Below are 23,862 nucleotides of genomic sequence, written 5' to 3' on the forward strand. Positions count from 1 at the left end.
TCAAGCGGTGTGACACTGCGCGGTCTAATGCGACGTATAGGCACCATCGACAGCATGATAGCTCCCCGTGATGAAGCTTGCCTGGCTGGAGAGGAGAAAGCAGGCGAGGCCTGCCACTTCCTCCGGCTTGCCACGCCGGCCCATCGGTTGAAGGCTATCCATGCGTTTGAGGTAGCTTGCCGCCTGTTGAACCTCCGCAACAAGCGGGGTGTCGATCCATCCGGGCCCGATGACGTTGATGCGGATTCCGAAGCGTGCGTATTCGATGGCCGCGGCCTTCGTCAGCCCGACCACGCCATGTTTTGCCGCAGTGTAGGCAGCGGTCAGCGGCAGGGCGACTGTTCCAAGAATGGATGAAACGTTGACGATGGATCCGCCGCCGCATTCCAGCATGGCGTTAATCTCATGCTTCATGCAGTAGAAAACCCCGTTGAGATTGACGTTGGTAACGCGTTGCCATTCCTCGATTGGATAACTGCCGGTGGGGTTGCGTATGCCATGGATGCCGGCATTGTTGACGGCTAGGTTCAATCCACCCCATTCAGCGACCGTATCGGCGAACAGGCGTTCGACGGACTGAGCGTTGCCGACATCGACGTGAGCAGGCATGGCCCTGCCGCCGCCCTCATTGATTTCCTCAGCGACCCGATTGGCTGCCTCCATATCGATGTCAGCGATGACGACGCGGACACCTTCGTGAGCAAGTTGGCGGCAGATCGCAGCACCTATTCCTGAACCTCCACCGGTCACCACGGCGACTTTGTCTCGAAGGCCCAACTCCATCGTCTTTTATCCCTCCCGCAAGCAACGCGCGTATTGCCTCACAACTGCAAGCCGTACCTCAACTCCAGTATCTTTGCACCGAATATTGATCTTCATCTACATCCAGATTGACCTAATCTCGACCGATGTTAGTTTTGATCGTCTAAACTAACAAATAGTGGCAGGTGAAAATGAGCAAGTACCTCGTCACGCGCCGAGGAATCGTTCTCGGCGGAATGGGCCTGTTGCTCTCTGGCTGCATTCGTTCGGAAGATTGGAGCATAACTTCGGCCTTTAGAGGCGATCCCGATCGCAGTCCAAGGTACCGTCGGCAAGAGGTTGCCTATAACGGTGCAGAGGCGCCAGGAACGATTGTGGTCAATACGTCAGAGCGTTTTTTGTACTTCGTAGAACCCGGCGGACGCGCGACACGTTACGGCGTTGCGGTCGGGGAGGAGGGACTGAGCTTCAAGGGCGTGGCAACGGTCGGCAGAAAATCCGAATGGCCCTCCTGGAAGCCGACCGAAGAGATGATGCAGCGTAAGCCCAGACTGGTCAAATATGCCGACGGTGTCCCTGGTGGTCCGCTCAATCCTCTGGGTGCGGCTGCCCTCTATCTCTATCAGGGTGGACAAGACACGATGTTCAGGGTGCACGGAACGAACGCTCCGTGGTCTATCGGGCAAGCTGTTTCGAATGGCTGCGTGCGCATGACAAACGAGAATATTGTCGACCTTTACAGACGCGCTCCCGTTGGATCGAAGGTAATCGTCATCTAGCGCTTATCACGGCAGACAACGAAAGCTTGGCGATATGTATTTGTTGGTGCTAATGTGTTGGCGGCGCAACCAGGACTGATTCCGCACTGGCTATCATCTGGGCTGACGCCAGCATTGTAAGTGTTGCCTTCGATAAGCTATCCCGGATGAGGAGAGGACTTCTTGATGAGCCGAATTATTTTCGTCATAGCCGCACTGTTCGCCGTTGCCAATCTTAGCGCTTGCGCAAACATCGGCAAAGGAAAAGGCAAGGCACCTCCGCCTGAGGCAGCTGCGGTCTACAAATAGTTATAATGCTAGAAAGAGGGGCCCGTTGGCCCTTCTTTCTTTGCAGGCTTCAACGGAACTGATTTCTCGTCGCGCAGCCGGCTGACGTGTTGCTTACATGTGGCTTGAGAATTGGAGCGTAGCGATGCCGCTTACCAAAGGTCGTCTTTTGCTTGCGGCTTTGATCGCATGCGCGCTGTCATCCTGCCAGACCGCTGACAAGCCGCCACAGCCGCGGTTCACATCGACAAGCAAAGATGCAGGCAGCGCAACGACGACGAAAGTCGCGACGAGCCGGTATTTCATTGAATTTCGGTCCCGATACGCACTGAGCTATGGCCACACCTATGTCGTGTTCGGTAAACTCGACAAGAACGGAAACATGATCAGTCCGGAAGTGGCGGGATTGGCGCCGGCGTCGCATGATCCATCTCAATACGTTGTCGGCCATTTCATACCAGTTCCGGCCTCGACCGGCTGGACGGACGGCGATCTTGAAGAGCAATACCGCTCGGCAAGTTGGCGGGTGCTTTTGAGTGAGGCGGAGTACCGCGACGTCGTTGCCTTCATCCGCAAGCAACAAGCGGTTTCAAAGACGTGGGAAGCGACCGTCAACAACTGCAACGCTTGGACAGGGGAAATCGCCCGCCACATGGGCTACAAGACGCCAGGGATCTGGCTAAGGCCACAGCAATTCATAACCCAGCTCAGGCAGATGAACACGACAGGTTGAGCATGCTTGCTCACGGCGCGGCCGTTGGCGTAAGGTAAGCTCCTGCGAACATTAATGTCGCGAGCGCGATGACACGTCGGGGGATGAGTTTGGCACTGGCAAGCCTCTGCAAGATTATCTGGGCGGTGGGGGTTATCGCCTGGTACTTTATCCGTCGACCCGCCGAACGGCGGGCCAAACGGCATCGCATTGTCAGTAATCAACGAGATGCGACAGACAAGTTCGGGCTCGTAGCCGCGTCCGTCGGACTGGGCCTAATTCCCGGACTTTTTGCGCTGACGGGGTTTCCCCATGACGCGACCTATTCCGCTCGGCCGTTTTCGTTGGTGCTCGGTACCATCCTCTACTGTGCCGCCCTGTGGGTTTTCCGACGGACGCACAAGGAGCTGGGCAAGAACTGGTCCATCTCCTTGGAGATCCGCGCGGAACACGAACTGATAGCCAGCGGTCCCTATGCTCTTGTCCGGCACCCGATGTACACCTCGTTCCTTTTAATGGCTGCGGGGCAGGCCTTCCTTCTCTCAAACTGGATCGTAGGATTGGCGGGTTTTCTAGGATTCGCAGCCCTTTTCTTCCTTCGAGTTGACAAGGAAGAGCAGATGATGCTCGAATTCTTCGGTTCGCGATATCGTGAATACATGCGGCGGACAAAGCGAATTATCCCTTACGTCTACTAAGGTGGGATCATGCGAGGTCGATCGATCAGGCTCTCGGCAGCAAGGCGTCTTGTCGGAGACCTGATGCGATTCTCCATCGGGATCCCGCGCGTCACCGTCCAGCGGCAAATGCGGATCGGGCCATTGGCGGACGCCCGAAATGCATGCGACGCCAAGCCGTCGTGGACCGCATTGTTCTTGAAGGGGTATGGGCTTCTCGCGTTGGAGGTTGTCGAGCTGCGGCGTGCCTATGTGAAGCTGCCATGGCCACGCCTCTATGAGTATCCCGAAAGTGTCGCATCCGTTGCACATGAGAGGGAGTATGGCGGCGAGCGCATCGTGCTCCTCGGCTCGATAAAAACCCCGAGCGTAAATCAATCGAACAGCTTGACGTTTTGTTGCGAGAGGCACGTTCGCGTCCTGTCATGGACATAAAGCAGTTTCGTCGCGCGCTTAAGTTCGCCAAGTTCCCAGCGCCGCTCCGGTGGATCGGGATGTGGTTCGGATTGAATCTCGGTCGGCAGCGTCCGCGTTTTTTCGGTACGTTCCAGCTTTCCGTCTATTCGGGCCTCGGCGCAGAATCGCTCAATCCGCTGACTCCGCTGACGACGCTCCTGAACTATGGCCCAATCGGTCCGGACGGGAGTGTCGCCGTGCGTATCCTTTACGATCACCGCGTCATGGATGGCGCAAATGTTGCGCGCGCTCTGGAGCGCTTCGAAGCTATTCTCAACAACGAGATCGCCAACGAAGTGAAGGCAATGTCCTCAGGCAATCTTGTGTCGAAGGTTGCGCTCGGAGAGAGCTCCAAATGACTGGTGGCGGGGAGTTACTTCCGGCAACCGTCATTCTTGGAGCGTCGAGAGGCATCGGTCGATCGATTGCCAAGATCGCTGCACGAGACGTTGCGACTGTCGTCCTGGTGGCTCGATCAGAAGCCCACCTCGAAGCGGTCGCAGAAGAGATCCGTTCCGCAGGTGGCAGGGCAGTCGTATTTCCAATTGACCTTGCCTCCAGAGATGCATCCAAACAGCTTGAGTCCTTTCTGGCGGAATATGGCTTGTTCTGCGACGTGCTCGTGAACAACGCCGGCTACGGCCTTCGCGGTGCGGCTACCTTGCTACCGATCGCCGACCAGCTTGGTATGATCGACCTGAACATCCGAACGCTCGCCGATTTCACGCTACGATTTTCACCTGGCATGGCGAGGAGAGGGCGGGGCGGTGTCATTAACCTCGGCTCTGTCGCAAGCTTCCTGGCGGGGCCGAACATGGCCGTCTACTATGCCAGCAAGAGCTTTGTCCGATCGTTTTCTGCTGCTCTATCCCAAGAGTTGCGCGCTACGGGCGTGACCGTAACCTGTGTCGCGCCGGGTCCGACCGCCACCGATTTTCTTGACAGCTCCGGCGCTGGCCGTGCAACGCTTTTCAAGATCCTGCCGAAACTTAGTGCGGACTATGTTGCGGAACAGGCCTGGCGGGGATTCAGGTCGGGTCGCCGGCTTGTCGTCCCTGGAGTCTCCGCAAAAGTCTTGATTGTTATTGCAACGGTTCTGCCAAACTCGTTGCTGTTACCACTTGTCTCGCGCCTGCAGCGCCGCAAGAGCGATCTTTGCCCATGTGGTTCGGGTGAGACGTCTGCGAAATGCAAATGTTCTTCACTGAGGAGCTAGCTAGCCAATATTTCTTGGGAGCGGAGCACTGTCAGGGCTTGAGGCGCTTACAGCTACGCGTCCTCGACGGTACTCCGGCGCGATAACGAAGAGACTCACAAAGGGCAGGGCGGAGGTCGGTCTCGGTTTCGCGCCAACAGTCATTCTGGCCCCGCGTCGCCTTCGTGTGCACATGCTTCGCTTCTTCGCTGTGTGCGCAACCCATCCTTTACGTTTTAACGGATAATCATACCGTGACTTGCGGAATGGCATGAGGTCACGAGGTGTCGCAGCTCATAAGAATAAGCGCATTGCTGGCGATTCTGCTCGCCTGCTTGCTTTTCCTCCCGCCGTTTAGTGGATACGTCAGCCGGGGCACCGAATCCGCCCGGGATCATTTCGACAAGCGGCCCGAGCAGACCGCGTTGTTCATCGGCAATAGCCGCACGTTCTATAACGACATGCCCCATATGGTGCGAGCCATCGCCGATTCCGCCGGTTACTCCAAGAAACTGCGCATTGAGATGGATGCGGAGCCAGGCGTCAGCCTCGGCGATCATATCAAGAGCGAAAAAACCCAAGCTCTACTTTCACAGCGTTGGGATCACGTCGTTTTGCAGGTGCTGAGCAGCGACCAATACAGCGCACAGCAATCAGGCCCGGCATGGGGTGATGCCGAGAACCTGATCAGGGAGGTCCAGGCGAAGGGATCCTTGCCGGTCATGTTCGTGACCTGGCGCTATACCGACCAGTGCACCGGGAACGCAGGTATGCCGAAAACCGCCGGCGATTTGTCCCCGTCGGGTTATGCCGACATGCATATCAACATCCAACGGCAGCATGCCCGTCTCGCCGCTCTGACCGGCGTAGTCCTGGTCAATGTAGGCATGATTTGGGAGGCGGTCCAAAGCCAGCCGAAAGACTTCAATCTCTACCATGACTGCAATCACCCTTCGATCTACGGCAGCTATCTTTCGGCGCTGATGTTCTACAGCTATTTTTCTGGAAACGATGTGCTGAACGTGACGTTCCGGCCTGAAGGAATGTCCGCCCAAGACGCCCAAATGCTGAGGAAAGTTGTCTCAGAGTATCTAGCAGAGGGCGCCAAGGCCTGACTGATTGCGCGTTTATCTATAAACGTTATAATCGCATTAATATCTGATAAATGTTCTTCAGGTTGTATGTCCTCGGCTGGGGACGAGACATATGACGAGCGACAGACCAGAGGGACGACGTCACGACCTTGATGCGTTGCGTGTATTTTGCTTTGGCACGCTCATCATCTACCATTCGAGCCTCATCTACGGGACAAAGACCTGGTGGATTAACTCGCCGGATAGCACAAAACTGATCGATCTGATCACGATCGGGTCGCATCCGTGGCGGATGAGCCTGCTGTTCTTCATTTCAGGCGTGGTCACGGCATCGCTTCTGAAGAAGAGATCCATGACGGAGATTCGTAGCACCCGGACGAGACAGCTCCTTCTACCCTTCGTATTTGGCGTTTTCATAGTTGTGCCGCCGCAGGTCTATTTCTCGCCGCAGAATTTCGCGCCTGATCTCTCGTATTGGGATTTCTGGAAGACCTATGTGCTCTCCGCACTTCAGCTGGAACATATGTGGTTTCTGGCCTATCTGTGGATCTATATGATCGTCTGGTCTATCGCCCAGCCACAGCTGGTGCGACGCTGGCCCGGCATATCGACGTCCCTCGCCGGTTGCCTGAAAGGCACGGGACTGTTCCTCGCACCAATTGCGTTTCTATCGCTCCTGAGGCTCTGCCTCTATCCCATCTTCGGCGAGACGCTGGTCATTAAATCTGACCTCTACTCGCACGCACTATATTTCTCGATGTTCATGGTGGGATCGTTGCTCGTCAACGAGCGGAGCTTCTGGCAGGAGGTCGACCGCCAACGCTGGGCGAGCCTCGGTCTCGCCACGCTGTCGATGACGGCGCTTGCAGCACTTTTCTTGCTCGTACCCCGGGAAGCAAGGCCGGAGGCTCTCGTGATGGCGGTCCGGGTTGTCCGCTCGGCATTCCAATGGTGCACGATCCTTGCGCTGCTTGCCTTTGCGGGCAGGCTCGCCAACCGCCCGAACCGGGTCATCACGCATCTGAACAAGTCGATCATGACCTACTATGTCGCCCATCAGACAGTGATCGTCGTTGCCGCTTACTATATCGCTCAGGCGGGTTTGCTCGACATCCGTTCCTTCATCCCGATCGTGATCATCACGGTACTTGTCTGTGCGCTCATTGCAGAGATGAAGCGTTTGGCAACCTCGCGCCTCGTCCCCCTCCTTGTCGGTGTTGCATCGCTAAGAAAAGGGGGGCGTAAACCGCTGCCCGCAGAAACCGCCTGAGCCGTGCAGGGGCGACGGGTCGGCGTCTGCTTCACCGTTATCGTTCAAATCGCTGTCGCTACGACACCTGGCCAAAGAGGAAGTAGGTCCGGTCATCGGACCTTGTTTTTATGATGGCAGCGGGAATTTTGCGATACCACCACAAGTTAAGTATTCCTTGAAGAGCAATCTTCATCGATTGGAGGAAACGACAATGAACGATCAGTCAGGAAGCAACCCGTTTGATGGCCCTCAGATGCAGGGAACGCGTTATGAGCGTGCCGATATGTCAGGCGCTAACTTCGATTGCGTGAATCTCGCGGACGCACGATTTTACGCTGTTTTGACGAATGCAAAATTCATCGATACCGACTTGGGCAAAGCGGATTTTGACGATGTCAATCTTGCAGGCGCGCGCTTTGACAACGTCAATCTGTCTGGAGCCGCTGTCACCAATGCAAACCTATCGCGATTGACCATAAGCGGTGTCACGCTGGTTGATTCCGATATCAGAGATGCCGATTTGACCGGAATGCGGATCAATGGCGTTCTCGTCACCGATCTATTCGAGGCTTATGAACAGGCAAAAAGCTGAAATCAGGCCGACGATAGGCGAAGCGCGAAGTGCCGTTCCGGAGCAATCTGAAACATGATCGGCTCACTCCGTCCTACCTGCTAGGACTTCGGTCCACCTAGTAAACCGGACGTCTACGCGGATGGTACGCCCTAGGGGAGTTGAACCCCTCTTTACAGAATGAGAATCTGTCGTCCTGACCGATAGACGAAGGGCGCTTTTCGCGACTGGCTATAAAATAGGAGGCCCTCGCCAGGCGCGCAAGATGCCGGCAAATAGGCCTCCTTCGAACGCATGGCTTTAACGAGAGGCGATATCGGTTATTCTGCACTGCAAACGGCGCCTGCGGGAGATGGGGAGGGCGCAAAAGGCTGGATCAGAAACCGATGGTGAGCATGATCCTCGACGGTGCGATACCATGAGCCTGGAGCCGATCGGTGTTTTCACGATTGTCGCCGGGGTCTGTTGCCTGCTGCTAGGCTATCCCGCCGCGGCCATGGTCTTTGTGGTCATGACGGTTTTCGGTGCGGCGGCGGCGATCGTGGCCGGTGCCGCCAACATCCAGCCGGCTCACCTTTTCCTGCTCTTCTTTGCCGTTGCCACCTTGTCCTGGCGAAAAAATGCGATGACGGCGATGCAGGCGCTGCGACCGGGGCAGCCCGCTTTCTGGCTGGCCTGTCTGGTCGTGTATGGAGCGGCAAGCGGCTTCTTCTCGCCGCGGCTTCTGGCGGGGGCTACCCAGATCATTCCCGTGGGTACCTCGGAATATCCCGCAACCGGCGGAACGGTGCCGTTGGGTCCGGTGTCGAGCAACCTCACGCAGGCGATCTATCTTGTCGCCGATCTGATCTGTTTCGTGATCATCGTGTCCGCGGCGTCGACGCGGAGAGGCTTTGCGGCGATTACCACGGGCCTGGTTGCCTATGCATTCGCCAATGTGCTCTTCGCATTGCTCGACATTGCGACCGACGCAACAGGCACGCAGGCGATCATGCAGTTCATGCGAAACGCACAATACGCGCTGCACGACAGCGAGACGATCGCGGGAATGAAGCGCATCATAGGCTCATGGCCGGAGGCCTCGTCTTTCGCTGGTGCGACCCTTGGCGCCTTCGGCTTCACCGCCACAATGTGGCTCTGCGGTCGCGTGCCTCACTGGACCGGTCCGCTCGCCTTGGCCTCGCTTGTCCTGATCTTCCTCTCGACCTCATCGACCGGCCTCGTCGCAGCGCCGCTTTGCCTGGTATTGTTGTATCTGACGGCTCTCGCGCGAAGCGGGGTAGGCGGCGGAAGCTTGCGCAGCTCCGCCGTCGCCTTCATCGCGCCGCAGATCCTGGCCGTCGCCATCCTTGTCGTGCTGTTGAACGATGACATCTACAGGACGCTCTACGACTATGTCGATCTGCTCATCCTCAGCAAATCGGGCACGGCATCGGGTGTGGAGAGAGCGTCCTGGAACGCTTACGGCCTGCAGAACTTCGTGGATTCCTGGGGGCTGGGGGTTGGTCTCGGGACCGCGCGTACGTCGAGTTTCCCGTTGGCGCTGCTGTCGAACGTCGGCATCCCCGGTGCTGTCTTTTTCGCGCTCTTTGCGTTCGGCGCCATCGGGCGGCGGAGAGGCACTGATCGGAGCGTGCCATCCGACATCCGCCTTTCAGCGCGAAACGGCAGCCTTTGCCTTTTGGTGGGAGCGCTTGTGTCGGGCGCCCTTGTTGATCTCGGCCTTCTGTTCTTCGTCTTCGCAGGGCTTGCGAGTGTCGAGCCCGAGCGGCACGAGCCGATGCTTGCCGGCGATGGACGCCGTTGAATGTCTGACCTAGCTCTGAGCTTGATCAAACATAAGCCCGGAAATAGTCCACCCGCATGTGAGACAGTTTGTCTTCTTCCTTGAGTGGGTTCGGGAACGGGTAGTCTGGATGGAGCGCGAGCGTCAGAAGCGGCCAGAAGACGTCGTCGTGCTTGTCCATGTCAGGAGCGCGGGTAATCTGCCAGTTGGCGGCAACGCCGGTGCGGGTGTCGATCACAGGCTTCCGTTCAAAGAACGGAACGCAATGCGTATCGTCGACGAATATCCCATAGCGGCAGTAATTCTGGGTGACGTCGAGATCCGTCGTAACGCCGGTTCCTTCGTGATGTTCTCCGGGCTGGCCCCATTCATGCAGATAGGCGCCGTAGAGCTGGTATTCCCATCCCTTGTGCTCGACGACGTCGAGTTCCACGGTCGTTTTCGGGAACAGGATGCTTCGGGCGTTCAACATCCAGAATGCCGGCCATGTCAAAGGATGCCGTGGGAACAGCATCCTTGCTTCAAAATATCCCTTCCGCCAGCCCTTCCGGATGGTGCCATCGGATTTTGCCGTCTGGATATTGCCCGAGATCCACTGGAACTCGTTGCGGGTATTGCCATAGTAGTTCCGGACGCTCATCGGCGTTCCGATATATTTGACGGAAATCTGCAACGCCTTGCCGCCGCTGGCGCGTGGGTCGTCAACGATCGCGTACGGATTGAAGCCCTGGTCGCCAACCTTCTTTGCAAAGGCCGATCGCCCGTAGAAGCCGGGATCGGCCGTCGATGCCTTCGGGCCGGCATCCCACACGCTCCAGTCGAGTGTTTGGAAGTCATCCTCGAACTGGATCTGCCGACCGGTGGTCGGGTCCTCCTCGGCCGCGCGGGTTACATTTGGCGGCAGAGTTACGCCGACAGCAGCAAGTGTCGCAGCTCCCTTCAGGAGACTACGCCTGGAAACCGTGGTTCTCATCGCGATCCTCACGCTCGTTCGGTTTTCGACACATGATCCTGTTTTGCGGCGGCTCTCAGCGCCTCCGCATGAATCTCGACGACCCGCTCGGGGCTATACTGGTCTATGAAATTCCTTCGGAAGTCGGCATGCGATTGCTCGTCTTGCAGGTTGTCGCAATAATAGATCATCGCCTTGGTCAGTTCGGCGAGGTCGCAGCTCGGCACCAGCCGTCCCAGCCGTGGATCGACGAGGATTTCGCTCGGCCCGAATTCGCAATCGGTTGATATGACGGGCAGGCCGAACCTCAGCGCTTCGCATATGGCGAGCGACCAGCCCTCCCATCGCGATGTCGAGATATAGACATCGCTCGACGACAAGGCGGGCTGCGGATCATCAGGATGATGCTCGATGCTGACGAGATTCTCGATCTGCAGCCGTCTGATATCGTCTTGCAGACTGGCCTCGTCGGCGCCGTAGCCGACAAGCCGGAGCTTCACGTTGCCTCTTGTCTTCCGAAGCTCGTTGAAAGCATTCAGAAGTATATCCTGCCCCTTCTGAAAGGAAAAACGGCCGACATTCACGAAGGTGACGTGTCCACTCTCACCGCTGCTCTGCCGGTTCGCACCGTCGAATGTCCTGACGGGGTTCGGCACCCAGCTCTGCGGGGTGCTGCTGTCGAACATCATTTTGAAAGCCTCTAGTTGCTTCCTCGATGTTCCGAAGACGGATGAGACCCGCGAGAGGAAGAACATCCGCATGATCAGGAAGAGGATCTTCGATTTGAAGTGGTTGCGCTCGCGTTTGGGATTTCCGTGCAGGTGCATTGCAAAATTGCGACGCAGTCCGAGGCAAGCCGTCATGCAGATGACCGTGCGCTCGATCTGTGGAACGACGATCAGGCTGTACGGCTTATCCTTGATAACACTGCGATATGCGCGCATGACCGGGATGCGTCCGCGAGCGATCCGGTCGATCGTGTTATATTTCCGATCGTCAGGCCTATGGGTGTTCCTCGCGGTATAAAGCACATCGATATCGAAATCGTCTCCATGCTTTTCGGCCAGCTGCGAACATATTGTATGGACGACGCGTTCTATCCCGGCGAATGAGCTGGTGCCGGGTTGTATATAAAGGATCTTCAGCCGCGCGTTCGGAGGCGATCTCGGCACTGGCCGCTGCGGATCGAGGTTGCTCTCCATATATGCACGTCCTCTTCGACAGACCGGGCAGTTTGCCGCAATTCGGAGCGTCACTGAACCGAAATGCAGCCTTGGAGTATATTAGATATTTCTTTCGCCTGATTTGTGAATTTATTTTTTAGTACGAGACGTTTTTCTACGCACTCCGACGTAACGTCCGATTATATGTACGTTACATGGAAAAATATTTTCCGTTCCAACAGCGGAAGAGATCGTTAGTCGGACGAATACTTGGACGGAAGGTCCAAGGGGGGCTGCTGTCTGCTCACGCGTTCGGACCGCTTTATGTAGAGAAAATAGAGCAGGCCGTGCGCAAGAACGTAACCGATTTCCAGCGCAGCGGCGTAGACCAGCGTCCAGATCGCCGTGGAAGCAAGGGAAATACCGGCGTGAAGGCTGATTGCCGCGAAGGCGATCGCAATGAGTGAAACCATCAGAGTAAAGATCAAAACGGGCAACCGCACGGCGCAGACTGCGCCGACAACAAACGAGACAATAAGCGCCCATATTGCCAATTTCTGCTCCGATCAGCACTGCTCCATATCGAGGCCTAGTAATGTTATCGATATATTTGCGATTTTCGCAAGTATAAATTGACGGTGGCTTAGGTCTCTCAATTCGATGTCGTCTGGGCGCGTGCCTTTTCGCTTCTTTCGACACGTACCACATCGCCCGGCTTCACGAGGTCGTTGTCGCTAACGGCGATCGTTCGCATTACGCCGTCCTGTGCACGATCGATGATGGTGGTGAACGACAGGCCGCCATTCTCGTCGATTGTCGCGGCTGCGGCCGGGGCATTTGCCTCGAGATTGCTGATCTGCGACCGTGTCGTCTGTATCTTCTCGGCATTGGCTGCCAGCTTGTCTCGAACCTCGCCGGATTCTGTCAGGGCATCGACGCGATATCGATTGCGGACATTCGCCATATCCTGGTCCATTCTTGCGAGGTCCTGCTGCGCCTTCAGCAGCGCGAGGGACACATCGAGATTCTGGCTTTCGAGTTGGGCGAGGTTCTGGTTGGCGCCGAGCTCTCGCGCCGAGAGCGTCAGCCCCTGTGCAACGAGCTTGTTCACGCTGCCTACATCCTTGTTTGCAAGCTCGATCTGCTTTGCTAGTGACGCCGCCTTCGCCTTCAGGGATTCGATCTGGTTGGTCGTCAGCACTTTGGCCTGGTTCAGGGCATCGATCTCGTTTGCCATGGATTCCTTGCGGGCTTCAAAAAGCGACTTTTCTTCCGCCATCATGCGTGCAGCCGCCGGCTGCTCCGATCGCGTTGTCAGATCCGCGGGGAAGACGACCGCGGAACTATCCTTCACCACGGCATCGGTGCGCGCTTGTCTTGCGAGTAGACCAAGCCGCTCCGCTTCCAAGGTTCTGACATCGCCGCGATCCGAGAGAACGTCACGCTGGAGATCGATCAGGTTGCCGTTGGCAGGCCCGAGGCCTCCAGCCATGCTGAGAGCCTGCACGACGGTCAGGCCGGGGCTGTAATTGAATTTTCCGGGATTGGCGACTGCGCCGGTCACAAAGAACGGGCGATACTCGGCCACTTCCACGGAGGCGTTGGGTCTCTTCTGCAATCCGACCTGTGCCTGAAGACGTTCACCGATCGAATCCGCCACCTGTTCCAGCGTCTTGCCTGCCGCAGGAACCGTCCCGATGATCGGCAGCGAAAGGTTGCCGGCGGCTGAGATCGTAAACTCGCCCGTCAGGGGCACCCACTCGAAGGCCGTTCCACTGGTCGGTCGCCACTCGAAGACGCGTACCTTCAATGTATCCTGCGGACCCAGGATGTAGTCCTCCGCAAATGCGGGCGCGGCTGCCAAGCCCGCGCAGGCCATCGCGAGGACGGCTAGTCGCGCCCAAGCAGGACCGTATGGCATGCGCGTGGCGCTTCTCGAATATTTACGTCGCATTGTAGCGGAGATCGGCATTGGTGGTACTCCTTACGCACACCTGGCTATCGCAGCGATACGGCCCGCGCCCCGTAATCGAGGCTTGCTACGTCGCTGACCACGCCTGTTGCTCTTCCGACAAACGCGCCGAATTTCTCCATGAACACGTCGGTACGGAATTCGGCGGCGCGTGCGACTGCATCGCCCGGGTTGAAGTCGCTACGCCGAAAACGCTCGATGGCCTCGATGAGACTGTCTACGGTCTGGCTATTGAAGAACACGCCAGTCTTGCCGGCAACGACGGTTTCCGTGGCACCACCCCTTCCATAGGCGATGACGGGGCGCCCGCTCGCCATTGCCTCGACGGGTACGATTCCGAAGTCTTCTTCCCCCGGAAAGATGAGTGCCTGGCAGCGTGCGTAGTGGTGCTTTAGGACGTCGAACGGCTGTGGTCCCAGGATTGTCACGGTCGGTCCGGCGATCTTGCGCAGATGGTTGAGCAGTTCGCCGCCGCCGATAACGACCAGCTTCAGCCCGAGGCGATTGAATGCCTCCACTGCGAGATCGGGGCGTTTGTAGCTCACGAGTTCTCCGACCATCAGAAAATAGTCGTTAACGTCAGACGACGGCACCGGCCGGAATGCTCGCGTATCGACGGGCGGGTGAATAACGACCGCGTCGCGGCGGTAGTAGCTCTTGATCCGGTGCGCGACCGTGGAGGAGTTGGCCACGAAATCATCGACGCGATTGGCCGTCGCGACATCCCAGGTCCTCAGATAGTGCGCCAGCGGCGGCATCATCATCCGCGTCATCAATCCGGAGTCGTGGTAGTACCGGTTGTACATGTTCCAGATGTAGCGCATCGGCGAATGGCAGTAGCAGACGTGCACGGCGGGAGAGGTGGGGATGACACCTTTTGCAGGTCCGGACTCGCTGCTGATGACGAGGTCGTAGTCGCTGAGGTCGATCTGTTCCAATGCCATCGGCATCAGTGGCAGATAGCGCTTATACATCCGCCTTGCATAGGGCAGGCCGTCGATGAAGGTCGTGCGAATAGAATGGCGCTTGATAGTGTCTGATATCGCCGATGGATCAAAAACATGCGTGTAGATATCGGCTGAGGGGTAGATATCGCACAGTGCCTCGAGGACTTTTTCGCCCCCTCGCATCCCGACGAGCCAGTAATGAATGATTGCTACTCGCATGGAATGCTCCACGAACACAGACAATCTTGGCGTGCAAAAAGGAACAATTCGTCCCAGCGCCTTCTGCCTAAGAATATATCAAACATGCCTTGCCATCACCAAAAAAGAGGTTGATGCTCCGGCGCCGTTGATACTTAGGCAATTCTGCGTTGCACTCATTTATATTGCGATGCAATATTAGCATTGTCAAATTATTTAACCCTTGTTACCTTTGCTTTGCGTGCCATTTGGCATTGTCTGCACATGCCCGAGTGATGTCATTCTCTTGTAGGGAGTTCGCAGATGAGTGGATTTAATCTCAGTCGGGATTTCGACAGATTGGACGAGGCGCAAGTGCACGGAGAGGCAAGAGGGCCTTCCCGTGCAGGTCCGTCGCGGATGAAGGGCATCGCAGGCGGCGTGAAATGCGGGTTGGATATCTTTCTTGCCAGCGCAGGATTGATCGTGCTTTCGCCGATGATCCTGATGGTTATCGCGATACTTCTTGTACTGCAGGGACGGCCGATCTTCATCGCCCACCCTCGGATCGGCCGTAGGGGGGCGGTGTTTCCGTGCCTAAAATTCCGCACGATGGTTCCCGACGCCGCAGACGTTCTGACGCGCTATCTCGCCGCAAATCCCAGGGAGAGGGCGGAATGGAAGGCCACGCGGAAACTGAAGAACGATCCGCGGATTACCCCCTTCGGTGCTTTCCTTCGGCGCAGCAGCGTCGATGAGATACCGCAGCTCTTCAACGTCATTCGTGGCCAGATGAGCCTTGTCGGCCCGCGTCCGATTGTCGCGAGCGAAGCGGAACTCTATGGATCTCATTTCAGCGATTACATCCGGGTGCGTCCGGGACTGACAGGTCTGTGGCAGATCAGCGGCAGAAGCGACACGAGCTACAGCGCGCGTGTCGAACTCGATGTGCGATATGTGACCGAGCATACCGTATGGGGCGATGTCGTCATAATGGCGAGGACGATCCCCGCCGTTTTGCGCTCGCGGGGCAGCTACTGAGAGGGGCACGTCGTCCCCGTTTCAAGCCCCGCTTGATCGTCCGGCCAGCGAAACCAGCGAGCTGGCCGAACAGTGCAACATAGCCATAAAGACGCGCCTACGCACTGAAGAAGTCGACAGGAAGCCGATATGAATGCAACGGTACCCTTTGCGATAAATGGCCGATTTCTAACGCAAAGCGCCACCGGCGTTCAGCGCTACGCAATGAATGTCGTTCGTGAAATGGACCGCGCAATGGTGGCGGGCGAGAGCGCGCCCATCATAGTAGTGCCACCGCACGCGACCGATCCTGGCCTGACAAAGATGCCTGTTGTTGCGCACGGTCGATTGCAGGGGCACGCCTGGGAGCAGCTGTCGCTGCCGACCGCGTTTTCAGGTCGCTTGCTGAACCTCTGCAACACCGCCCCGGCTCTGAAACGCGATCAGATCATCTGTATCCATGACGCCAACATATTCGCAGCACCGGAAAGCTACAGCTCCAGGTTTCGAATGCTTTATCGCTCGCTCCAGCCATATTTGGCTCGCCGGGCAGCGAGGATCGTTACGGTGTCGCATGCCGCCGCCCGCCAGATCGAGCGCTACCTGCCGGTTCGCGTCGAGGATATCGCGGTTCTCCCGAATGGCCACGAACACGCGCTCGCGTGGGACCCATCGAAGGCGCAGATCGCGCCATCCTTTTTCCGAGGATACGGCAATCCGAGCGAGCGACCGTTCGTGCTCGCACTGGGGTCACGTGCCCGGCACAAGAATCTGGCGCTGCTTGTGACGGCGGCAGACGCTTTGGCCGAGATCGGCGTCGATCTCGTTGTGGCCGGCGATGGCGGCGCTGTTTTTGCCACCGAAAATCTCCGCGCAAGACCAAACGTTCATCTGCTCGGAAGGGTGACTGATGACGATCTGGCTTATCTGCTGGAACGGGCCCTGTGTCTCGCGTTCCCGTCATTCGCCGAAGGGTTTGGGCTTCCGATCGTCGAGGCCATGGCGCGCGGTTGCCCGGTTGTTGCTTCGAACTGCGCCAGCATGCCCGAGGTCTGCGGCCCGGCAGCGTTGCTTGCCTCTCCCTTTGATGCGGCCGAATGGATCGGACATATCCGTGCTCTCAAGGAGTCTCCCGATCTCGCCAGCGACCTCGTCGGTAGGGGCTGGAACGTGTGAAGCTGTTCTCGTGGCAAAATACCGCGGAGGGATATCTCTCACTTCTTCAGGAGCCTTCGAGGAACTTGAGTTCGTATGGCAAGGAGAGACCGGCAAAGCCTCGAATTGCTACGGTGTTCGCGACGCGTGGGCGACCGGAGATTGTCAGCCGAGCGGTCAAACGTCTTCTCCAGACACAGTCATTGAAACCGATCGGTGTCATTGTCTCATGTGCCGAGCCTTCGGATGCGGGCGATCTTGCCGTTACCCCTGGTGTGCGTGTCCTCACCGGTCCTTCCGGGCTTGCAGCCCAGCGCAACACGGCGCTGCGAGATCTGCCGCCAGACACCGAGATCGTCGCGTTCTTCGACGACGATTTCATAGCGGATAGTGAATGGCTGGCGACGGCAGGCAGCGTCTTTCGCGACGAGAGCCGCATCGCCGCCTTCACCGGGCGCGTGGTTGCCGACGGGATAAAGGGGCCGGGCATCGGTTTCGATGAAGCCGTCCGCCTACTGGAAGCCGCGCCACCCGATGATCGGAGCTGGGCTGAGCCATACAGCCCCTATGGTTGCAATATGGCCTTTCGTGTCGCCGCCATCAGCGGCATGCGGTTCGACGAGCGGCTCGTCCTATACAGCTGGTTGGAGGATCGTGATTTTGCCGCGACGCTTGCAAAAACCGGTGGCCGCTGTGTGAAGTCGGGTAGGGCCTACGGTGTCCACATGGGGGCCAAGAGCGGCCGCATCAGCGGGGAGCGGCTGGGCTACTCGCAGATCATCAATCCGCTCTACATGCTGCGCAAGGGAACGATGACGATAGGCCAGGCTGCGGATCAGATCCTCCGCAACCTCGTCAGCAATTTCGGCAGGCTGGTCTGGCCCGAACCATTCATCGACAGGCGAGGGCGCGTTCGCGGAAATCTTATCGCCTTGCGAGATGTCTTGAACGGTCGCCTCGAACCCGAGCGCGCCGCTACGCTGCCGAAAAGAACAATCCGGTCCACAGAGCTTGAGGTACAAGCGAAATGATGTTCAGCAACCTCCGGCCATTGGAGCGCTCTTCGCGGCTTTGGCGGTTCGACGACGGAAACGCGGATGCCGGGTCAGATGGCCCTCTGGCCCTCGTGCGGACGATGTGCCTGCTGGCGCTCCGGCATAAGACGCTGCTGATAGCTTGCACGGCGGTTGGCCTTGTCGCTGCGGGCCTCTATGCGAATTCGCTGCCGAGAACCTATGTCTCATCGGCGACGCTGCTGCTTGAACCGCGTCAGGCCGCTATCCCGGGATTGGAGGGTGTGGCTCAGCAAGGGCTCGATCTCAACCGGGCCGACAGCGAGTTGCAGATCATACGCTCCGAGCGGCTGCTTTCCTCCGTGTTCGATAGCCTCGGCCTGCAGTCTAATCCTGAGCTCGGACCACAGGCGCCAACCGAGGCCGATCGTATCTTGTCGCCGCTGCACAAGCTCTGGGGTGGCGACGAGACTTCCGGCGGCGAAGCCCGCGCCCCGAGCGCTTCCGACAGTACGCGGCGCCTGGAAACGGATGCGCGCCGGGCAGCCTTCAGCAACTTCGCGAAACGCCTCGATGCCCGCCGCGTTGGCCAGTCCTATGTCATCGAGATAGAATATTCGTCGTCGGATCCGGCGCTGCCGGCCCGCGTGGCGAATGCTGCGGTGTCGGCCTATATCATGCAGGCGGTCGCCTTCAAGGCTCAGGCCGTACTGGCCGGCGGCGGAGCACTGCAGGGCCGGCTTGACGCGCTTGACGCACAGGTGGATGCGGCAAACGAGGCGATGAAGCGTGGTGTGCTGCCGGCCATTCCAACACCGGATGCCGACGCCCGTATCATTGGTGCAGCGCTTACGCCCTTAAGTCCCGCCAGTCCGCGGCCGAAGCTGATAATCCTGCTTGGCGGCTTGCTCGGGCTGTTCGCCGGGTCCTGCCTCGTGGCGTTGAACTTCGCGTTCGATCGGAAGATTCTCACCGCGGACGAACTGGCGCGCGAAACCGGTGTACCATGTTTGGGATCGGTACCCGATGTCGGCGATGGCCCAGCCAGTACCGGGCGTCTTCACAAGCAGCAATGCCACTACGCAACCGCGATCCGTGATCTGAGGACGTCGGTTGAGATTGCCTGTTCGACGCTGCGCAGCGAAAGGAGCATTGTGATCGCGCTGGTCGGTTGGTCGTCAGGCAGCGGGGTTTCGACGCTCTGCTTCAGTCTCGCCCAGCTCATCAGGGGAAGCGGGCGCTATGTGACGCTGTTCCAGGAGAAGGAGTGGCCGGAGAGGTCGAATGGAGAGGCACGCGTCGCCGCGCCGACATCGCTTGCCGACGCCGCAATATCAGGCGGGCAACAGGATCTCCTTTTCCGGAATCTCGATGGCGTCGCTGTCCTTCCGATCCACTCGACCGACAAGAAGGCGAACCTCTTTGCGGATTTTCGCAGCCCCCGTGTTGGACGACTTCTCGATGCCGCCCGACTTCAGGGCGACGTCCTGCTCGACCTGCCGGCACTCGACGCATCCAAGGATGCGCTGGCGTTGGCGACCCATGCCGATGCCGTCTTGTTCGTGGCCACGGCAGGCAAGACCACGATCGGTGAAGTCCAGAGCGCCTTGCAGCAGCTGCGCCACGCTCGCGCAAAGGTAATCGGCACAGTGGTGACCCGGGCAAACCTATGAACGCGCACTCTGCCAGGTCAGCGGCAAACGGCTCAAGCGACATCAAGCCGCCTTCGCTGGCGATCATCATCACCTGCTTCAACTACGAGCGCTTTGTGTCCCAGGCGATCCGCAGCGTCACGTCGCAGTTACGCGATGATTGCCAGCTCATCGTGATCGATGACGGATCGACAGATGCGTCGTGGGAGGCGATCCGCGCCGAGGGGGTCGAAGCCTACCGGGTCGAAAATGGAGGTGCGCGTGCCGCCTGCCTGCATGGCATCGCGACGACGCGAGCGCCGTTTCTGCTTTTCCTCGACGCCGACGACGAGCTGGCGCCGGGAGCTCTCGACACGATTGTAAGTCACCTCGATAGCGGTGTTGCGAAGCTCCAGTTTCCACTCGTCCGCATTGATGAGCATGGTGCCCCGATCACCGGTCATCCCGTTCCGAAGCTCGAGAGCTTTCGCGATCGCCGCCTGACCGAAAGCGTCCTGCGCACCGGCGTCTACACCTCGCCACCCACCTCGGGAAATGTCTTTCGGCGCGACGTTTGCGAATTGTTGGCCGAAGTGGACTATGAGCCATGGATCGATGGCGTCATGCTGTTTGCGGCGCCGTTTTACGGCGATGTAGTGAGCCTGTCCGAGCCGCTTGGCCGATACCGGATTCACGGCTGCAACGACTCCGGTCTCGGCCGCGCCGTTGATCCGCAGGTCCTACGACGCGAACTGAAGCGGTTCGTCGATCGCATGAGGCATCTGCGGCAGATCCTGCAGCGTTTTGAGGTGGCACAGGATCTGGTACGGACCGAAGAGGCGTACTTTTATCTTGAGCGTTCCTTCTATCTCGCTGTCGCGGAAGGGCGCGACGTCTCGATCTCGACGACGTTCCGGCTTCTCAAAAAGCTTTGGGGTGGAGAGAACCAGCTCAGGACGAAGTGCACACTTGGCGGATTCCTGATGTTGACGGCGCTTTTGCCGAACCGGCGAGCTCAACGAAGCCTGTCCTATCGGCTCGATGTCGGGATCGTTCGATGATCGGATTTCTGCGCGCGATCTTGTGAGGCGAAGTCACCGGTCGACCAGCTCCAGGCGACCTGCTCCCGCCACGATCCTCATGCCCAGGCCAAGCAATGTCCCGGCATAGATCGCTGCACCGACTATGGACACCACGATCAGCTCGACGAGGTCATGCCAGCCGCGCCCGGCGATTTCCTCGCGGAGGATGAGCACGCCGATGGCCATCGCCGCGCCGGCGACGGGGATCTTCCAGATGTTCAGCAGCTGTTCGGAAATGCCCAGCGCCAGCAGTCGCCTGGTCTCCGTCAGGTAGAAAAAGAACATGATCGCTGCGAGCAGAACCCGGGCGATGCTGACGCCTGTCACCGAGTAGAGATAAAAGCCCGCGACAACCGCTACGAGGCGGAAGCAGAGATCGATGACGTTCAGCCGGAAGATGACATGCGGTCGATCGCTCGCGAGGCTTGCCGAGTTCAACGTCTGGAAATAGGGGATGGGCAAGATAGATAGCGCGAGAAGGCTGAGTAGCGGCGCTGATGCCTTCCATTGGTTTCCGAGCAGCAGGTCGGTCACTAGGTCCGCCGTCAGCGAGATACCGATACAGACCGGCAGCGAAACCATCGTAATAAAGCGAACCGCCTTCAGAAATGCTGTCCTCATGCGGTCGGGATCGGATGTGATCCGTGAAAATGCTGCCATGACAGGCTGTTGCGCCGGCCCGATGATACTTTGCGAGGGAATGACGGCGACGTCGCTCGCGACGGCATAGCGGCCAAGCGTCGGTTTGTCCGCGAAAGCACCGATCAGGAAGCGATCGAATTGCCAGTTCAGCGCGGCAACGAGCTGCGCGGAGCTGAACCAGCCGATAAAGCCGGCGAAGTCCTTCAGGCGCGACAGGGAAAACGCCGGCCTGTACGGCGCCAAGACATAGGAAAGGCAGGCTGCGGCTACCGATGCCGTCGCAAAGTTCGCAGCGATGGCCCAGTATCGTCCGCCCGACAGTACGATCGTGATGGCGACAATGCTCGCGCACACCTTCCCAAACGTTTCGAGAAGGAAGATCTGCCGGAAGCCGAGGTCTCTTGCAAAGTAGACCATTCCGGGGCTGTTCAACCCTCTTGCAATCGGTCCGATGGCGACGACCGCGACAAGCGGAATGAGCAAGGGATCTCGATTGAACACGGAAAACGGCCACACGATTGCGACGAGTATGACGGCAACAACGATGCTGCGGAGAAGACTGAGGGTGAAGCCGGTGTCCAGGTGAGTTTTGTCGATCGTATCCAGGCGTAATAGAGCCTGCGTGACCGGGACCTCAAGGACGGTGTCCACGATAACGACCATGGATGTTGCCAAAGCCGCAACGCCGAAATCGGTCGGCGTGAGAATCCGCGCAAGCACGAGAAGCGTCAGAAAATCGATAATTCTGGTCACGAAGCGTGAGAAGACAAGCCAGCCGGCACCTTTGAGGGCTCTCGACGCTAGCATGATGTCTCCCGATCCGCGGATGGGCTGAAGAAGGCGAGGGCGGGGAAACGGAGCGCGCGGACGATGCCGGACGATGGAGGTGCGGAGGAATGGCTGCCACTCGTCTTGTCTTGCACGAAACCCCCTTGCTATCGGTCCTGGGAGCGATATTGCGGCCGGACATCGTTCCGGCTGGAGAAGGAAAGACGGCATCTACAAGGTGATAATCGTATCACCGTCACCTATGCTACCAGCACGGCGCTCGATCCATCAAGTCTGCCTCGAGCGGTGCCGAGTAAATTATATGATATTATTTGGATTCCCGGCTCTCATCGAGCTTTTGTTATTTCGATCGAATACCCGATCTATTATATTCCCCGCGAGCGTGTTCATGCAGTTGTCCCTGTAATGGTGTTCGACAATGCGCATTGTTCATATTCTAAATCATACCCATCGTTCGAATGGACATGTGCACGCCGCCGTCGACCTTGCCTGTGCGCAGAGCAAGCTGGGCCATCAGGTGTGCGTTGCCAGCGGCGGCGGTGACTTCAAGGATCTGCTGGCGCGTAACGGCGTCGAAACCGTCTTCATCGACATGGAGAAAAAATCGCTGCGATTGCTGGGGTCGGTGGCGGCGCTGCACAGATATCTGCGTGCCTGGCGGCCGGATATCGTCCACGCTCACATGATCACCAGCGCGGTTCTCTCCTATCCGATCTGCAAGCTTGCGGGCGTGCCTTTGATAACGACCGTCCATAACGAGTTTGAAGACAGCGCAACGCTGATGAGGGTGGGCACGCGGGTGATCGCAGTGAGTGAGGCCGTCAGCGCCTCGATGCGGCAGCGCGGTGTTTCAGAGGAGAAGCTTCGCGTCGTCCTGAACGGTACGATCGGGTCGCCGCGGTTTGCGGACCATTCACATCAGCCGGTAACGCTGGAGTCGCCGAGCATACTCTTCGTCGGCGGTCTTCATCCGCGAAAAGGGCTTCCAGATTTGTTGGACGCGTTCGACGTCGCCTATGCGAGATATCCTACCGCTCGCCTCTATGTGGTCGGCGGCGGGCCGATGGCGTCTTCCTACAGGCAGATGGCAGAGAGAATGCAATGCGCCGCAGCCGTCAGCTTCGTCGGCGCGATCGACAACCCGTCGTCCTACATGCGCGGCGCCGATATTTTTGTCCTTCCCTCCCACGCCGACCCCGCACCGCTCGTGCTTTCAGAGGCGCGCGAAGCCCGCTGTGCGGTCATCGGAACAAATGTCGACGGCATTCCGCAACTGCTGGAGCATGGCGATGCCGGCATTCTTGTGCCGCCGCGCGATCCGGAGGCGCTGGCCGCGGCTCTCTGTGATCTCCTCGAAAGTCCTTCGCGTGTGCAGATCTGGCAGGAGAAGAGCCAGTTGCGCATCGATTACCTGACGGTCGATCGGGTCGTTCAAGAGACAATGCTAGTCTACGTGGGGGCGTTGGAAAAGGACGCGGCGTGACATGGGGTTGCACGCGATTCATCGCCAGAGTTCTGGTGATCCGCAATCGAAAATCTGTGGTGATCTTGATTGGAAGTGGCACGCCCTAGGGGAGTCGAACCCCTCTTCCCAGAATGAAAATCTGGTGTCCTAACCGATAGACGAAGGGCGCTTCCTTCGTGGTGGCGCCCTTATAGTCAGGCCTTTTGAATCCCGCAAGCGGCAAAACGAAGAAAAATCGCAATGGTGCGATTTTTTCCCCAGCCGCAATTGGCCATTCGCGTTATCATGATGAAAATAAAAGAG

General features: G+C 58.2%; 20 protein-coding genes, 2 tRNA genes and 2 pseudogenes. 15 read left to right on the forward strand and 9 right to left on the reverse strand.

What is annotated here, in order from left to right:
• Positions 1-24: 24 nt before the first annotated feature.
• Entirely contained in the window at positions 25-783 is a 759-nt protein-coding gene (locus tag FZ934_RS05710) for an SDR family NAD(P)-dependent oxidoreductase (protein ID WP_153270273.1), read from the reverse strand.
• A gap of 170 nt (positions 784-953) precedes the next feature.
• Between FZ934_RS05710 and FZ934_RS05715 the strand changes: the two genes are divergently transcribed.
• The 9 genes and pseudogenes from FZ934_RS05715 to FZ934_RS05750 all read left to right on the forward strand — a co-directional run bounded on the left by FZ934_RS05715 (position 954) and on the right by FZ934_RS05750 (position 7,786).
• Positions 954-1,541: a L,D-transpeptidase gene (locus FZ934_RS05715; RefSeq protein WP_153270274.1), complete on the forward strand. Its 588-nt coding sequence runs from the start codon at positions 954-956 to the stop codon at positions 1,539-1,541.
• A 165-nt stretch (positions 1,542-1,706) separates the two neighbouring features.
• Complete coding sequence (locus FZ934_RS28045) at positions 1,707-1,829, forward strand: ABC transporter (protein ID WP_246737843.1); 123 nt, start codon at positions 1,707-1,709, stop codon at positions 1,827-1,829.
• Positions 1,830-1,953: 124 nt separating this feature from the next.
• Positions 1,954-2,541, forward strand: a complete 588-nt coding sequence (locus tag FZ934_RS05720) for a hypothetical protein (RefSeq protein WP_153270275.1) — start codon at positions 1,954-1,956, stop codon at positions 2,539-2,541.
• 89 nt (positions 2,542-2,630) lie between these two features.
• Positions 2,631-3,218, forward strand: a complete 588-nt coding sequence (locus FZ934_RS05725; protein WP_153270276.1) for a protein-S-isoprenylcysteine O-methyltransferase — start codon at positions 2,631-2,633, stop codon at positions 3,216-3,218.
• A 9-nt stretch (positions 3,219-3,227) separates the two neighbouring features.
• A pseudogene (locus FZ934_RS05730) lies at positions 3,228-4,012 on the forward strand (hypothetical protein).
• A complete protein-coding gene (locus tag FZ934_RS05735) occupies positions 4,009-4,869 on the forward strand; it encodes an SDR family NAD(P)-dependent oxidoreductase (RefSeq protein ID WP_153270277.1) in 861 nt (286 codons plus the stop codon). The pseudogene FZ934_RS05730 and the gene FZ934_RS05735 overlap by 4 nt, the downstream one beginning before the upstream one ends.
• A gap of 290 nt (positions 4,870-5,159) precedes the next feature.
• Positions 5,160-5,963 (forward strand): DUF4886 domain-containing protein, encoded by an 804-nt coding sequence (locus tag FZ934_RS05740; RefSeq protein ID WP_153270278.1) that lies wholly within the window; start codon positions 5,160-5,162, stop codon positions 5,961-5,963.
• 91 nt (positions 5,964-6,054) lie between these two features.
• Positions 6,055-7,212, forward strand: coding sequence for an acyltransferase family protein (locus tag FZ934_RS05745; protein ID WP_153270279.1), 1,158 nt, complete (start codon positions 6,055-6,057; stop codon positions 7,210-7,212).
• A gap of 193 nt (positions 7,213-7,405) precedes the next feature.
• Positions 7,406-7,786 carry a pentapeptide repeat-containing protein gene (locus FZ934_RS05750; RefSeq protein WP_153270280.1) on the forward strand — a complete coding sequence of 127 codons (381 nt, stop codon included), beginning with the start codon at positions 7,406-7,408 and terminating at the stop codon, positions 7,784-7,786.
• Between the two features lie 122 nt (positions 7,787-7,908).
• On the opposite strand, the gene FZ934_RS05755 is transcribed toward FZ934_RS05750, so the two are convergent.
• Positions 7,909-7,983 (reverse strand) — tRNA-Glu (locus tag FZ934_RS05755).
• Between the two features lie 200 nt (positions 7,984-8,183).
• Here FZ934_RS05755 and FZ934_RS05760 point away from each other — a divergent pair.
• Positions 8,184-9,572, forward strand: a complete 1,389-nt coding sequence (locus FZ934_RS05760) for a hypothetical protein (RefSeq protein ID WP_153270281.1) — start codon at positions 8,184-8,186, stop codon at positions 9,570-9,572.
• 25 nt (positions 9,573-9,597) lie between these two features.
• On the opposite strand, the gene FZ934_RS05765 is transcribed toward FZ934_RS05760, so the two are convergent.
• The 5 genes from FZ934_RS05765 to FZ934_RS05785 form a co-directional block, all read right to left on the reverse strand.
• Positions 9,598-10,524 (reverse strand): glycoside hydrolase family 16 protein, encoded by a 927-nt coding sequence (locus FZ934_RS05765; protein WP_153270282.1) that lies wholly within the window; start codon positions 10,522-10,524, stop codon positions 9,598-9,600.
• Between the two features lie 8 nt (positions 10,525-10,532).
• A complete protein-coding gene (locus FZ934_RS05770) occupies positions 10,533-11,705 on the reverse strand; it encodes a glycosyltransferase (protein ID WP_153270283.1) in 1,173 nt (390 codons plus the stop codon).
• 215 nt (positions 11,706-11,920) lie between these two features.
• Positions 11,921-12,139, reverse strand: a complete 219-nt coding sequence (locus FZ934_RS05775; protein ID WP_246737844.1) for a hypothetical protein — start codon at positions 12,137-12,139, stop codon at positions 11,921-11,923.
• Positions 12,140-12,318: 179 nt separating this feature from the next.
• The gene (locus tag FZ934_RS05780) at positions 12,319-13,587 is read right to left on the reverse strand and encodes a polysaccharide biosynthesis/export family protein (RefSeq protein ID WP_432443602.1); all 1,269 of its coding nucleotides are present in this window, start codon (positions 13,585-13,587) and stop codon (positions 12,319-12,321) included.
• A 77-nt stretch (positions 13,588-13,664) separates the two neighbouring features.
• Positions 13,665-14,804 carry a glycosyltransferase gene (locus tag FZ934_RS05785; RefSeq protein WP_194273763.1) on the reverse strand — a complete coding sequence of 380 codons (1,140 nt, stop codon included), beginning with the start codon at positions 14,802-14,804 and terminating at the stop codon, positions 13,665-13,667.
• A gap of 378 nt (positions 14,805-15,182) precedes the next feature.
• Here FZ934_RS05785 and FZ934_RS05790 point away from each other — a divergent pair, with 378 nt between their 5' ends.
• The 4 genes and pseudogenes from FZ934_RS05790 to FZ934_RS05805 all read left to right on the forward strand — a co-directional run bounded on the left by FZ934_RS05790 (position 15,183) and on the right by FZ934_RS05805 (position 20,642).
• Positions 15,183-15,803 carry a sugar transferase gene (locus FZ934_RS05790; protein ID WP_432443610.1) on the forward strand — a complete coding sequence of 207 codons (621 nt, stop codon included), beginning with the start codon at positions 15,183-15,185 and terminating at the stop codon, positions 15,801-15,803.
• 129 nt (positions 15,804-15,932) lie between these two features.
• A pseudogene (locus tag FZ934_RS05795) lies at positions 15,933-17,968 on the forward strand (glycosyltransferase).
• On the forward strand, positions 17,965-19,623 hold the full coding sequence (locus tag FZ934_RS05800) for a Wzz/FepE/Etk N-terminal domain-containing protein (RefSeq protein ID WP_246737845.1): 1,659 nt from the start codon (positions 17,965-17,967) through the stop codon (positions 19,621-19,623). The pseudogene FZ934_RS05795 and the gene FZ934_RS05800 overlap by 4 nt, the downstream one beginning before the upstream one ends.
• On the forward strand, positions 19,620-20,642 hold the full coding sequence (locus tag FZ934_RS05805) for a glycosyltransferase family 2 protein (protein WP_246737846.1): 1,023 nt from the start codon (positions 19,620-19,622) through the stop codon (positions 20,640-20,642). The genes FZ934_RS05800 and FZ934_RS05805 overlap by 4 nt, the downstream gene beginning before the upstream one ends.
• Positions 20,643-20,675: 33 nt before the next feature.
• On the opposite strand, the gene FZ934_RS05810 is transcribed toward FZ934_RS05805, so the two are convergent.
• Complete coding sequence (locus FZ934_RS05810) at positions 20,676-22,112, reverse strand: oligosaccharide flippase family protein (protein ID WP_153270286.1); 1,437 nt, start codon at positions 22,110-22,112, stop codon at positions 20,676-20,678.
• 400 nt (positions 22,113-22,512) lie between these two features.
• Here FZ934_RS05810 and FZ934_RS05815 point away from each other — a divergent pair, with 400 nt between their 5' ends.
• On the forward strand, positions 22,513-23,577 hold the full coding sequence (locus tag FZ934_RS05815; RefSeq protein ID WP_153270287.1) for a glycosyltransferase family 4 protein: 1,065 nt from the start codon (positions 22,513-22,515) through the stop codon (positions 23,575-23,577).
• A 76-nt stretch (positions 23,578-23,653) separates the two neighbouring features.
• On the opposite strand, the gene FZ934_RS05820 is transcribed toward FZ934_RS05815, so the two are convergent.
• Positions 23,654-23,728: transfer RNA gene (locus FZ934_RS05820), tRNA-Glu, on the reverse strand.
• Positions 23,729-23,862: the final 134 nt, after the last annotated feature.

The organism is Rhizobium grahamii (assembly GCF_009498215.1).
GTDB lineage: Bacteria > Pseudomonadota > Alphaproteobacteria > Rhizobiales > Rhizobiaceae > Rhizobium > Rhizobium grahamii_A.

Bases quoted from the DNA above. Each gene is read 5' to 3' on its own strand.
- FZ934_RS05710 (WP_153270273.1), bottom strand. From the start codon at position 783: ATGGAGTTGGGCCTTCGAGACAAAGTCGCCGTGGTGACCGGTGGAGGT.
- FZ934_RS05715 (WP_153270274.1), top strand. From the start codon at position 954: ATGAGCAAGTACCTCGTCACGCGCCGAGGAATCGTTCTCGGCGGAATG.
- FZ934_RS28045 (WP_246737843.1), top strand. From the start codon at position 1,707: ATGAGCCGAATTATTTTCGTCATAGCCGCACTGTTCGCCGTTGCCAAT.
- FZ934_RS05720 (WP_153270275.1), top strand. From the start codon at position 1,954: ATGCCGCTTACCAAAGGTCGTCTTTTGCTTGCGGCTTTGATCGCATGC.
- FZ934_RS05735 (WP_153270277.1), top strand. From the start codon at position 4,009: ATGACTGGTGGCGGGGAGTTACTTCCGGCAACCGTCATTCTTGGAGCG.
- FZ934_RS05745 (WP_153270279.1), top strand. From the start codon at position 6,055: ATGACGAGCGACAGACCAGAGGGACGACGTCACGACCTTGATGCGTTG.
- FZ934_RS05750 (WP_153270280.1), top strand. From the start codon at position 7,406: ATGAACGATCAGTCAGGAAGCAACCCGTTTGATGGCCCTCAGATGCAG.
- FZ934_RS05760 (WP_153270281.1), top strand. From the start codon at position 8,184: ATGAGCCTGGAGCCGATCGGTGTTTTCACGATTGTCGCCGGGGTCTGT.
- FZ934_RS05765 (WP_153270282.1), bottom strand. From the start codon at position 10,524: ATGAGAACCACGGTTTCCAGGCGTAGTCTCCTGAAGGGAGCTGCGACA.
- FZ934_RS05770 (WP_153270283.1), bottom strand. From the start codon at position 11,705: ATGGAGAGCAACCTCGATCCGCAGCGGCCAGTGCCGAGATCGCCTCCG.
- FZ934_RS05775 (WP_246737844.1), bottom strand. From the start codon at position 12,139: ATGGTTTCACTCATTGCGATCGCCTTCGCGGCAATCAGCCTTCACGCC.
- FZ934_RS05780 (WP_432443602.1), bottom strand. From the start codon at position 13,587: ATGCCATACGGTCCTGCTTGGGCGCGACTAGCCGTCCTCGCGATGGCC.
- FZ934_RS05785 (WP_194273763.1), bottom strand. From the start codon at position 14,804: ATGCGAGTAGCAATCATTCATTACTGGCTCGTCGGGATGCGAGGGGGC.
- FZ934_RS05790 (WP_432443610.1), top strand. From the start codon at position 15,183: ATGAAGGGCATCGCAGGCGGCGTGAAATGCGGGTTGGATATCTTTCTT.
- FZ934_RS05800 (WP_246737845.1), top strand. From the start codon at position 17,965: ATGATGTTCAGCAACCTCCGGCCATTGGAGCGCTCTTCGCGGCTTTGG.
- FZ934_RS05805 (WP_246737846.1), top strand. From the start codon at position 19,620: ATGAACGCGCACTCTGCCAGGTCAGCGGCAAACGGCTCAAGCGACATC.
- FZ934_RS05810 (WP_153270286.1), bottom strand. From the start codon at position 22,112: ATGCTAGCGTCGAGAGCCCTCAAAGGTGCCGGCTGGCTTGTCTTCTCA.
- FZ934_RS05815 (WP_153270287.1), top strand. From the start codon at position 22,513: ATGCGCATTGTTCATATTCTAAATCATACCCATCGTTCGAATGGACAT.